Source organism: Streptomyces sp. NPDC032822, assembly GCF_055578825.1.
Window position 1 is genome coordinate 527,199 of sequence record NZ_JBVIOL010000002.1, and the last position, 11,693, is coordinate 538,891.

At 70.4% G+C, this 11,693-nt stretch carries 9 protein-coding genes; 5 read left to right on the top strand and 4 right to left on the bottom strand.

Annotated elements, in window-relative coordinates; all coding sequences use genetic code 11:
• Positions 1-73: 73 nt before the first annotated feature.
• The gene (locus tag ACZ5VD_RS08020) at positions 74-1,051 is read left to right on the top strand and encodes an acyl-ACP desaturase (protein ID WP_468551359.1); all 978 of its coding nucleotides are present in this window, start codon (positions 74-76) and stop codon (positions 1,049-1,051) included.
• Between the two features lie 329 nt (positions 1,052-1,380).
• Positions 1,381-2,034, top strand: a complete 654-nt coding sequence (locus ACZ5VD_RS08025; protein ID WP_468551358.1) for a maleylpyruvate isomerase N-terminal domain-containing protein — start codon at positions 1,381-1,383, stop codon at positions 2,032-2,034.
• A gap of 34 nt (positions 2,035-2,068) precedes the next feature.
• On the opposite strand, the gene ACZ5VD_RS08030 is transcribed toward ACZ5VD_RS08025, so the two are convergent.
• Positions 2,069-2,314 carry a WhiB family transcriptional regulator gene (locus ACZ5VD_RS08030; RefSeq protein WP_468551357.1) on the bottom strand — a complete coding sequence of 82 codons (246 nt, stop codon included), beginning with the start codon at positions 2,312-2,314 and terminating at the stop codon, positions 2,069-2,071.
• A 260-nt stretch (positions 2,315-2,574) separates the two neighbouring features.
• On the opposite strand from ACZ5VD_RS08030, the gene ACZ5VD_RS08035 reads away from it, so the two are divergent.
• Positions 2,575-3,369: a VOC family protein gene (locus ACZ5VD_RS08035; protein ID WP_468681431.1), complete on the top strand. Its 795-nt coding sequence runs from the start codon at positions 2,575-2,577 to the stop codon at positions 3,367-3,369.
• Between the two features lie 13 nt (positions 3,370-3,382).
• Here ACZ5VD_RS08035 and ACZ5VD_RS08040 read toward each other — a convergent pair whose 3' ends face one another.
• Positions 3,383-4,417: a LacI family DNA-binding transcriptional regulator gene (locus ACZ5VD_RS08040; RefSeq protein WP_468551355.1), complete on the bottom strand. Its 1,035-nt coding sequence runs from the start codon at positions 4,415-4,417 to the stop codon at positions 3,383-3,385.
• A gap of 148 nt (positions 4,418-4,565) precedes the next feature.
• Positions 4,566-5,597, bottom strand: a complete 1,032-nt coding sequence (locus tag ACZ5VD_RS08045) for a multicopper oxidase domain-containing protein (RefSeq protein WP_468551354.1) — start codon at positions 5,595-5,597, stop codon at positions 4,566-4,568.
• A gap of 189 nt (positions 5,598-5,786) precedes the next feature.
• On the opposite strand from ACZ5VD_RS08045, the gene ACZ5VD_RS08050 reads away from it, so the two are divergent.
• Together ACZ5VD_RS08050 and ACZ5VD_RS08055 are read left to right on the top strand one after the other, a co-directional pair.
• A complete protein-coding gene (locus ACZ5VD_RS08050; RefSeq protein ID WP_468681433.1) occupies positions 5,787-8,285 on the top strand; it encodes a ThuA domain-containing protein in 2,499 nt (832 codons plus the stop codon).
• Positions 8,286-8,332: 47 nt separating this feature from the next.
• Positions 8,333-10,486: an OmpL47-type beta-barrel domain-containing protein gene (locus tag ACZ5VD_RS08055; protein WP_468681678.1), complete on the top strand. Its 2,154-nt coding sequence runs from the start codon at positions 8,333-8,335 to the stop codon at positions 10,484-10,486.
• On the opposite strand, the gene ligD is transcribed toward ACZ5VD_RS08055, so the two are convergent.
• The gene (gene ligD / locus ACZ5VD_RS08060) at positions 10,473-11,549 is read right to left on the bottom strand and encodes a non-homologous end-joining DNA ligase (protein WP_468681435.1); all 1,077 of its coding nucleotides are present in this window, start codon (positions 11,547-11,549) and stop codon (positions 10,473-10,475) included. The genes ACZ5VD_RS08055 and ligD overlap by 14 nt on opposite strands.
• Between the last annotated feature and the right edge of the window lie 144 nt (positions 11,550-11,693).

Here is an 11,693-nt window from a genome sequence, read left to right on the forward strand (position 1 = left end):
GATTCCGTAGGTACCGGTCCGGCACCGCTCGCCGGCCGCCCACGTTTCTGTACCGCGTCCCCCTGGAGTACCCGTGACGATCACTTCCCCGAACCTCGGCAGCCCGTCCTCGGCCTGGACCGACGCCAGGCTGCTGTTCGCGCTGGAGGAAGTTGTCGAGACCGAGCTCAACCGGCACCTGAAGGTCGCCAAGGACTGGATGCCGCACGAGTACGTCCCCTTCAGCGACGGCCGTAACTTCCCGGGCATCTTCGACGACGGCGAGGCCTGGGAGAAGGGGCAGTCCAAGGTCACCGACATCGGCCGGATCGCCCTGGTCGTGAACCTGCTGACCGAGGACAACCTCCCCAGCTACCACCACGAGATCGCCAGCCTGTTCGGCCGCGACGGCGCCTGGGGCACCTGGGTGCACCGCTGGACCGCCGAGGAGGGCCGCCACGGCATCGTGATGCGCGACTACCTGCTCACCTCGCGCGCGGTGGACCCGGACCAGCTGGAGCAGTTCCGGATGGCCCACATGGCCGAGGGCTTCGAGTCGGACAACCGGCACTCGATGCTGCACTCGGTGGCCTACGTCGCCTTCCAGGAGCTCGCGACCCGCGTCTCGCACCGCAACACGGGCCACCAGTCCGGGGACCCGGTCTGCGACCGCATGCTGGCGCGCATCGCGACCGACGAGAACCTCCACATGGTCTTCTACCGGAACCTCCTGAAGGCCGCCTTCGACCTCGCGCCCGACCTGACGATGCAGGCGGTTCGCGATGTGATCGTGCAGTTCCGTATGCCCGGTCACGGCATGCCCGGCTTCGAGCGGGCCGCCGCGCAGATGGCGATCGGCGAGATCTACAACATGCGCATCCACCACGACGACGTCCTCCAGCCCGTGCTGCGCTTCCTGAAGGTCCTGGAGATCGACGGTCTCGGCCCGGAGGGCCTCAAGGCGCAGGAGGAACTGGGCCTGTACATGAGCGGCCTGGACTCGGAGGCGTCGAAGTTCGACGAGAAGCTCGCGGCACGCAAGGCCAGGATGGCGGCCCGCGCGGCCGGCTGACACCCCCGCACGAGCCCTCGTACGAGCACCCGCGCGGGGCCCTACGAGAGGGCGGGACGACCGGATTCACACCGGGTGCCCCCATGCCGCGCAGGTGCGCCTGCCGCCGCGCCACCGCCCCACCCACGCGATCCGGTCGACCGGATCGCGACCGGCGTGTCCGCCTGAGCACGGCGGTGCGACCGCCTCTGCGCTACGCCCGGCCGCACCCCCGGATCCTCACCACGTCTCCCGCCGGCCGTACCGGTTCACGGACCCGACGGGGCGCGCGGTGACGGACGGGGGATCCGTGCTTGTCCGTCGTTCCGGTGGGGGACTACGTTGCCTGAGTGGATCTCTTCTCGCGCTCCTGGACGGCACTGCGCACGGCGGTCGACGAACTCTCCGACGAGGACTGGGAACGGCCGTCGGGCTGCACCGGCTGGCTCGTGCGGGACCTGGTGTGTCACCTGGTCATCGACGCCCAGGACGTCCTGATCACCCTGGTCACGCCCGTGGAGGCCGAACCGACCGTGGACTCGGTCACCTACTGGGAGCTGGTCGATCCCCCGACCGGCGAGGATCCGCTCGACGCGCTGATCCCCCGGCTGGCCGCCGCGTACGGCGAGCCCGGGTTGCTCAGGTTCCATTTCGACGACGTCGGTTCCGCCGCCGGGCGCGCGGCCGAACTCGCCGACCCGGCCGTCCGGGTCGGCACCCGCGACCAGGTGCTGACCGTCGGCGACTACCTCCGCGCGTACGTCATGGAATGGACGCTGCACCACCTCGACCTGACCGCGCGGCTGCCCTCGGCCGCCGGACCGCCCGCCGAGACGCTCGCGGCCTCCCGCGCGGCGCTGGAGGAGATCGCCGGGGCCCCGATCCCGGCGTCGTTCTCCGACCGGGACGCCCTGCTGGTCGGAACCGGACGCCGGGCGCCGACGGACCCCGAGCGGGCCTCGCTGGGTGATCTGGCCGCGAGGATCCCGCTCGTGCTCGGCTGAACGGCGGGTCCTGGTCGGTCGCTGTCCGGTCGTCCTAGTCGTTCGTGCGCCTGAGGTGCAGCCGTTCCTTCTCGGACAGGCCTCCCCAGACTCCGAAACGCTCGTCGTTGGCCAGGGCGTACTCCAGACAGGCGGGCCGCATCTCGCACATGCCGCAGATGCGTTTGGCCTCCCGCACCGAACTGCCCGGCTCGGGGAAGAAGAAGTCCGCTCCGGTCTGCGCGCACAGCGCCTGCTTCTGCCAGCCGAGATCGGCCGGGGTGATGGTGTCGATGTGCATGGACGAGATCGTGCCGGACAGCGAAAAACGTTCCATCAACGTGCGATCAACGCGACGCCCACGGCCCCCGGCCGATCGATGATGACCCGCGCGGACACCCGGGCGAAAGGCGGCGCGCGGAACGCCGTACGACCGGACGAAGCAGGACGGTCACCACGCGTCACAGGGGTCGGCGGCCGTCGGTGACATCCGCGCGATTGTCAGTGGGCGGTGCGAGACTCGGCAGTGCAGGCAACGGGACCCTTCAGAGGAGCGCAGAGATGCTCACCACCCGTTTCGTCACGGGCGCCCCGAACTGGCTCGATCTCGGCACACCCGACATCGAGGGCGCCTCCTCCTTCTACAACGGCCTGTTCGGCTGGCAGTTCCAGTCGGCCGGACCCGAGGCCGGCGGCTACGGCTTCTTCCAACTCGACGGCAGGACCGCCGCGGGCGGCATGCAGACCACCCCGGACCAGGGCCCGCCGTCCTGGACCGTGTACTTCCGGACGGCGGACGCGGACGCCACCGCGAAGGCCGCCGAGCAGGCGCACGGCTCGGTGCTGATGCAACCGATGGACGTCATGGACAAGGGCCGGATGGCGATCCTCGCCGACCAGGCGGGCGTGGCCTTCGGCATCTGGCAGCCCGCGTCCCTCAAGGGCCTGGACGTCGTGCAGGAGCCGGGCTCGGTGTGCTGGCTGGAGCTGTACACACCGGACCTGCCCGCGGCCGCCGGGTTCTACAACAGGCTGTTCGGCTGGGAGACCTCCGCCCTGCCCTTCGCCGGGGCCACGTACACCACCGTCCACCCCTCGGGGACCGAGCCGGACGCCATGTTCGGCGGTCTCGTCCCGCTGGAGGACGACCCGACCGAGGCGGCGGCCGGGGCCTGGCTGCCGTACTTCGAGGTCCCGGACACGGACGCGGCCGTCAGGACCGCACAGGAGCGGGGCGGCACGGTCCGGCTGCCGGCCACCGACCTGGAGGACGTCGGGCGGTTCGCCGAACTCGCCGACCCGTACGGGGCGCGCTTCGCGGTGCTCAAGAGCGCGCCACCTCCGCAGCCGGCGTAGGCACTCCGGGCGGTCAGGCCGAGGCGCGGCGGACCAGGGTCGTCGGCAGCACGACGCCGGACCGGGGCGCGTCCTCGTCGGTGGTGCGGCGGTCGAGGCCGCGCAGCAGCAGGCGGGCCATCAACCGGCCCATCTCCTCGATGTCCTGACGGACCGTCGTGAGCGGCGGGTCGCTCTGTTCGGCGACGGGCAGCATGTCGTCGAAGCCGATGACGGCGACGTCCTCGGGCACCCGCCGCCCGTGCTCGCGCAGCACGCGCAGCGCGCCGACGGCGGTGAGGTCGTTCGCGGCGAACACGGCGTCCACGTCGGGGCGGTGGTCGAGGAGTTCGCGCATCGCCCGCTCGCCGCCGGCCGGGGTGAAGTCGCCCGGCACGACCAGTCGCGGGTCGCCGTCCGTCATGACGTCCCGGTAGCCGTCGAGCCGGTCCGCCGCCGAGGTCTGGTCGAGGGGGCCGGTGATGTGCGCGACGCGGGTGCGGCCGAGGCCGACGAGATGGCGTACGGCGTCCCGGGCGCCGCCCCGGTTGTCGCTGTCGACGTACACGACGTCGCCGCCCTCGCCGTCGCTCCAGCCGGGGCGTCCGCCGAAGACCGTCGGCACGCCGGCCCGGCGGATCAGTCCGGGCAGCGGGTCGTCGAGGTGCAGGGAGAACACCAGCGCCCCGTCGACATGGCCGCCGGCGAGATAGCGGCCGACCCGGGCGTGATCGTCCCGTCCTTCGGTGAGGAGCAGGACGAGCTGGTTGTCGAGGGCCGTCAACTCCTTGCTGATACCGCGCAGTTGCCGGGCGAAGAAGGGGTCGGCGAAGACCCGGGTCTCCGGTTCGGCGACGACGACGGCGACGGCGTCGTGCCGCCGCGTCACCAGACTGCGGGCGGCCTGGTTGGGCACATAGCCCAGTTCGTCCACCGCCCGCCGCACCCGCTCCACGAGCGGCTCGCGCACCCCGTCCCCGCCGTTGACCACCCGCGAGGCGGTGGCCCGTGAGACCCCGGCCCGCGCGGCCACGGCCTCCAGCGTGGGACGCGGCGCTGTCTCGGTCACTTCGGGGCTCCTCACCGGCGGGGTGCGGATCAGGATAGCCCCGGACGTGAAGCGGTGTGAGAGCGCTCTCGGAGGAGTCGCGCGGGAGCGGCGCAGGAGTCACGGAAGTGGGGATCCGGGCCGGTCGGCGGCAGTCGTCACCCGGCGGTCAGTGCGCGTGCCCCTCCCCCGCGGCCCGCTCGTCCGCGGTCTGCTTCTCCTCTCCGGTCCGTCCGTCCTCCCGGGTCTGCCCGTTCACATGCTCGTGCGGCTCGTAGCCGGGGATCGTCCCGTCCGGCTTCTTCACCAGGAACAGGCCCACCATGCCCATGTCGGAGTGGCTCTGCACATGGCAGTGGTACATCCAGGCCCCGGCCCCCACCCCCTCCCCCGCGATCACCTGGAAACCGAAGGAGTCCGCGGGACCCACGATCTTGTTGTCGACGACCTGACTGGGGTCGTCGGGGCCGGTCAGCATGCCCGTGCGGTTGTCCGCCCAGCGATGACCGTGCATGTGGAAGGTGTGGTAGTACTCGCCGTGCGTGATCATCACGAACTCGACCCGATCGCCCACCGTGGCCTCGAAGTCGGGGCCGGAGTGCGCGGGCCTGTTGTTGATCAGCATGTCGTTGAAGACGATCGTGTGGGTCCGGTCCGGCAGCACGTCGCCCTTGCGGCGCACGATCACCGGCCCGTACAGGCCCCTGCGGATGCCGACGGTGCCGTGTTCCGTTCCCACGACGTGGTCGTGGTAGTGCCAGTAACCGGCGCTGCCCGCCCGCCAGGTGCCGTCCGTGCGGCGGCCGGGGGCATGGGTGCGCCAGGTGTACGTGCGGGTGCCGCCCGGTTCGACGTCACTCCTGTTCAGCTTCGTGCCGTCGCTGGAGATCTCGTAGTCCAGGCCGTGCACGTGCAGGCTCGCCGCCACGTCCAGGGTGTTCTCGACCTCGATGTGCAGGGTGTCGCCCTCGTTGAGTTCGATCAGCGGTCCGGGGATCGTCGCCCGCCCCTTCTCGAAGCCGTAGCCCAGTTGCCCGTCGGCGAGCTTCTCGGCATACAGCTTGACGCGTTTCACCTCGCCTCCGGCCGGGGCGGTCTTCGCCGGAGTGGCGGCGCTCATGGCCTCGGGGGCCACGGACAACGATGTCGCGACAGCCGCGCCGCCCAGCAGTACTCGTCGATTGAACCCGCGTCGGTCCATGCGGAACTCCCCAGCGTGATACGGAACTTGCCCGGACGCACCTGTGATGAACCGGTGAGACGGTACCGGCCGCCCTCCTGTTTATCCACACTCAGGACAAAGTTCGCTCCAACTCGGTCATAGGTATTGGCGAGTTGCGCAAAGAGGTCTAGCTTCCAACGCGCTGTTGCTGTGACCGAGGAGGTGCCCATGCACTTACGAGGGTTGAGCGAGAGAAGTGGGAGACACACGAGAAGACGGGCCTGGGCGGCCACCGTGACCGCCGGGATCGTCACCGCCGGACTGGTGTCGGGACCTGCCGCGAGCGCGCGTCCGGCCCCGGAGCCGTCCTCGACAACGATGTCCGTGAAGGCGCCGCCGGGCGGCGGGAACGTGCGGGTGCTGATCTTCCATGGCTCCGCGGCGGCCGGCGAGGAGTCGCCGGTCGTCAACGCCGGGATCGCGGCGATCGAGGGGATCGGTCTGTCCGGACCGACGAACCAGCGCTTCGACGTCGAGGCCACCGGCGATCCCTCGGTCTTCACCGACGGGACCAGGCTGGGGAGTTACAACGCCATCGCCTTCCTGACCGGTGGCGGCGATGTCCTCGACCCCGACCAGGAAGCGGGCCTGGAGGCCTATATGGAGGCCGGCGGCGGCTTCCTCGGCATCCATGACGCGGCCCGCGCGGAACCGTACTCGGACTGGTTCACCGGCCTCGTCGGCGCCCGTCCGGCCGCGTCGAGCCCGACGGGCGTGCAGCGGGCCACCGTCGAGGTCGGCGACCGGCAGCACCCGGCCACCAAGGATCTGCCGGTCCAGTGGAAGCGCCCCGACCGGTGGCTCAACTGGGTGAAGAACCCGTCCGGCGACGTGCACACGGTCGCCCGTGTACGGGAGTCGACCTACCAGCCGGGTGCGAGCGCCAACGGCTGGGACCACCCGGTGAGTTGGTGCCGGAACTACGACGGCGGGCGTTCCTTCTACACCGGCATGGGCGGCACCGTGTCCTCGTACGACGAGACGGACTTCCGCGCGCATCTGCGCGGCGCGCTGCTGTGGACCACCCGGCTGACCCAGGCCGACTGCAAGGCGACGATCAACGCGAGCTACAAGGCGGAGCGGCTCACCCAGCCCAACCAGGCGGGGCAGAACGACCAGATCGGCGAGCCGCACGGACTGGTCACCGCGCCCGACGGCCGGGTGCTCTACATCGGCCGGGGCGGCGCCGACTCGGCCCAGCCCGTGGTCACCGACTGGAACAACCCCGACATCGGCAAGGGCAAGGGGCAGATCCACATCTACGACCCCGCGACCAAGAAGGTCACCCTGGCGGGCGAGTTGACGGTCTTCGGCAACAAGGGCGGCGGCGACGAACTCGTCAAGGTCGAGGAGGGTCTGCTCGGCATCGAGATCGACCCGCGCTTCGAGGAGAACGGCTGGGTGTACCTGCACTACACACCCCACTCCCAGCTGAACCGGGACACCCGGATCGCCGAGCGGCGCGTCTCCCGCTTCACGCTCGCCCGCGCCACCGGCAAGCTGGACCTGGGCAGTGAGAAGGTGCTGCTCAAGTGGCCGGTGCAGGTGCACAGTTGCTGCCACTCGGGTGGTGGGATGGCCTGGGACTCCCAGGGCAATCTGTACATCGCCACGGGTGACAACAACTCCAGCGGATTCAGCGGCGGTTACTCCGGCAACAACCCGCAGCCCGCGTACAAGGGCGTCTCCTTCGCCGACGCGCGCCGCACCGCCGGCAACACCAACAACCTCAACGGCAAGATCCTGCGCATCCACCCGGAGTCCGACGGGACGTACACGCTCCCCGAGGGGAACCTCTTCACCGGCCGGGAGACCGAGGAGGGCGGTGGGAAGACCCGCGGCGAGATCTATGTGATGGGTGTCCGCAACCCGGCGCGGATCTCCGTCGACAAGAAGACCGACGTCCTCTACGCGGGCTGGGTCGGCCCCGACGCGAGTGCGCCGTCGACGACCTGGGGGCCTGCCAAGTACGACACGTTCGCGGTCATCACCGAGGCGGGCAACCGCGGTTGGCCGTACTGCATGGGCAACAAGCAGCCCTACCGGGACCGCAACCTGCCCAACCCCGAACAGCCGCTCGGATGGTACGACTGCGACCACCCGAAGAACGAGTCGCCGAACAACGACGGCCTCGTCAACCTGCCGCCCGTCACCGGCAACAACATCTGGTACTCGCCCCAGGGCGGCGCCCCGGACTACCCGCGTGACGCGAACGGCATCCCCTCCTACAAGCAGGAGGAGGCCACCTATCTGCTGCCGTGGCTCAAGGGCGGCGGTCAGGCCGCGATGAACGGGCCGGTCTACCGGTACGACACCGCCGCGGCCACGAGCACCGTCAAGTGGCCCTCCTACTGGGACGGCAAGTGGTTCGTCGGCGACTTCTACGACGCCGACCAGCCGCGCAACGCGGTCATCACCGATCCGAAGAACCACGGCACCGGCGGTCTGCCGGTCCACTCGGAGTCACTGAAGAAGATCGTGCCGATCGGCAACGACGGCATCAAGAACCTCATGGACTGGAAGTTCGGTCCGGACGGCGCGCTGTACGTCCTCGACTACGGCCGCGGCTTCTTCACCTCGGACTCCCGGTCGGCACTGTGGCGGATCACCTACACGGGAGGCGGGCCCACCCCGGCCGCCGACCAGCTGGCGAGGGGGACGCGGTGACACGGCAACGAAGAATCTGGACGGCCCTGCTGGCCGCCCTGCTGACCATGCTCGGGCTCCAGGCGGTGCCGGTCTCCGCACAGCCCGAACGGGTGGGGGCCGCCGCCGCCCAGGTGCTCACCTGGACCGCCGGCGACGACATCACCCGGTACGACTCGGCTCCGACGACGGCGGTGGCGGGGACGGCGACGATCGTCTTCGAGAACAGCACGGCGACCGGCAACACCACCGGCATGCCGCACACGTTGACCTTCGCGACGTCCGACCCCGAGTTCAACGACGACGTCCCGCTCAACATCCTCGCCAACCCGGGCGACGACCAGGACGGCCGCCACACCGCCGAGGTCACGCTCACCCCGGGCCGCTACTTCTACCACTGCACGATCCCGGGGCACGGCCAGATGCAGGGCATCCTCGTGGTGACCGAGGGCACCGGCGAGGACACCACACCGCCCGTGGCGTCGGCCCAGGTGACCGGCGCCCAGAACGCGCAGGGCGAGTACGTCGGCTCGGCGAGTGTCGCGATCGGCGCGACCGACGAGGGCGGATCCGGCGTCGACACCGTCCAGTACGCGGTCGGCGACTCGGTCGACTGGCTGCCCTACACCACACCCGTCGTCGTCGACCAGGTCGGCAGCCACACCGTCCGGTACCGCGCCCTCGACAAGGCGGGCAACGTGTCGGCCGAGAAGAGCGTCGAGTTCACGGTCGTCCCGCCGCCCTCGGACGACACGGCACCGCCGGACACCTCGGCGACCGTGAGCGGTGAGCGGAACGCGGACGGGACGTACGTCGACATGGCGACGGTCACGGTGAGCGCCTCCGACACCGGTTCCGGCGTCAACACCATCGAGTACGCGGTCGGTTCCGGCGCCTGGCAGCCGTACACCGCCCCCGTGATGGTGCACCAGGTCGGCACCCACACCGTGCGCTACCGGGCCACCGACAAGGCCGGCAACGCCGCCGCGGAGAAGAGTGTGCGGTTCACCGTCGTCGCGGCGGCTCCGCGGGACACCACCCCGCCGGTGACGGGGGTGACCCTCGACGGCACCCGGAACTCCGACGGGGCGTACGTCGGGAACGCCAGGGTGACCGTGAGCGCCACCGACGAGCACGGTGGGTCGGGCGTCGACCGGATCGAGTACTCGCTCGACGGCGGGCCCTATCTCGCCTACACCGCACCCGTGGTGGTCGACCGGGCCGGCACGCACACCGTGGCCTACCGGGCGACCGACAAGGCGGGCAACACCTCCGCCGCCCGCACGGTCAGCTTCGTCGTGACCACCGGGGGCGGGGTGCCCGCGCCCAACTGCCCCGAGTACGACGAGCGGTTGACGGTGATCGTCGGCACGGTCGACTCGGGTGTGCCGAACCGGGTCACCAAGAGCCGGTGCATGATCAACGAGTTGATCGAGGACGAGAAGGAGTGGACGTCCCATGCGCTGTTCCTGAAGCACGTCACGACGGTCCTCGACAAGCTGTTCAAGGAAGGCGTCCTCGACGAGCGCGAGTACGACGCGATCGACGGGGCCGCCCGCGAGTCGGGGATCGGCAGGCCCGGACAGACCGAGGGCTACCGCACGATCCTCGACGGCAGCGCGGGTTCCTTCGCCAAGTGGCAGCAGGTGGGCGGCGGTTCGTTCGCGCCGAACGCCGACGGGTCGATCACCTCCGGCACCACAAAGGACGGGCTCGGCATGCTGTGGTACCCGCAGCGCAAGTACGGCGACTTCTCGCTCCGGCTGCAGTGGCGTGACGACGCTCCCGGCACCGGCAACGCCAACTCCGGTGTGTTCGTACGGTTCCCGTGGATCCTCGACCATCCGGAGGAGTCACGGCCGGAGTGGGCCGCCATCAAGTACGGGCACGAGGTGCAGGTGTTCGACCGGCCCGACGGGGACATGTACAAGACGGGCTCGGTCTACGGCTTCGACCGGGTGGGCCTCGCCGGGGCCGGCGTCACCCAGAAGGGCACCTGGAACGACTACGAGATCCGGGTGGTGGACCAGCACTACTCGGTCTACCGCAACGGTGTGCTGATCAACGAGTTCGACAACCTCGGCGGTCAGGACTTCGTCCCGGCGCGCTCGGACGACCCGGGCACGGACGGTCGGCGGTTCGCCTCCGGCTACCTCGGGCTCCAGGTGCACGGGACGACGGACGTGGTCTCGTACCGGGACATCAGGATCAAGGAGCTGTAGGTTCCGCGGGAGGCGCCTCCGACGGAGGCGCCTCCTTCTCGGCGTGCTTCTCGGTGTCCTTCTTCGCCCGGCTCGGCTGCACCCGCTTGGGCTCCCCCGGCATCTTCGGGTACTCGGGCGGGTACGGCAGGTCACCGAGCCCGTGCTCGTGCTCGTCCCGCCGGGCCAGCTCCAGCAGCGCCTCCAGCGAGAAGGCGTGGTCGTCCATGTCCGCGTGCACATCGCCGAGTTCGGCGAAGCGGGCCGGCATCGTCGCGATGTCGAAGTCCTGCGGGTGCGCCTCGCCCACCTCCTCCCAGCACAGGGGTGCGGAGACCTGGGCGTGCGGGTGCGGCCGTACCGAGTAGGCGGAGGCGATCGTGCGGTCCCGGGCCGTCTGGTTGTAGTCGACGAAGATGCGCTCGCCCCGCTCCTCCTTCCACCACTTGATGGTCACCCGGTCGGGCATCCGGCGTTCCAGCTCGCGCCCGACGGCGATGGCCGCGCGCCGGACCTGGGTGAAGGTCCATCTCGGTTCGATCGGTACGAAGACGTGCAGACCGCGCCCGCCGGACGTCTTGGGCCAGCCGCGCAGACCGCCGAACTCCTCCAGTACGTCCCGCAGTCGCAGGGCCGCCCGGACGGCGTCGTCGTAGTCGGTGCCCGGCTGCGGGTCGAGGTCGATGCGCAGTTCGTCGGGGCGGTCCACGTCGTCGCGGCGCACCGGCCACGGGTGGAAGGTGAGGGTGCCGAACTGGGCGGCCCACAGCACGGCGGCCTCCTCGGTGGGGCACATCTCGTCGGCGCTTCGACCGCTGGGGAAGGTGATGTGGGCGGTCGGGATCCAGTCGGGCATGTTCTTGGGCGCCCGCTTCTGGAAGAAGGACTCGCCGCCCACACCGTCCGGGTAGCGCTCCAGGGTGGTGGGGCGGTCGCGCAGAGCGCGCAGGATGCCGGGGCCGACGGCCTGGTAGTAGCGGGCCAGGTCCAGCTTGGTGAAGCCGCGCTCCGGGAAGAAGACCTTGTCGGGGCTGGACAGCCGTACGGCCCGGCCGCCCGCCTCCAGTTCCACCGCTTCGCCCATGCGAGCCACGGTAGGCGCACCGGACATACCTCGCACACCGGATGCCTCTGCCGTCTCCGGCGTCACCGTCCCCTCGGTGGCCGATGCAGCGCGAAGGCGGACACCTGGTCGTCACGGCACAGGCTGAGGCGGCCGAACCGGGCG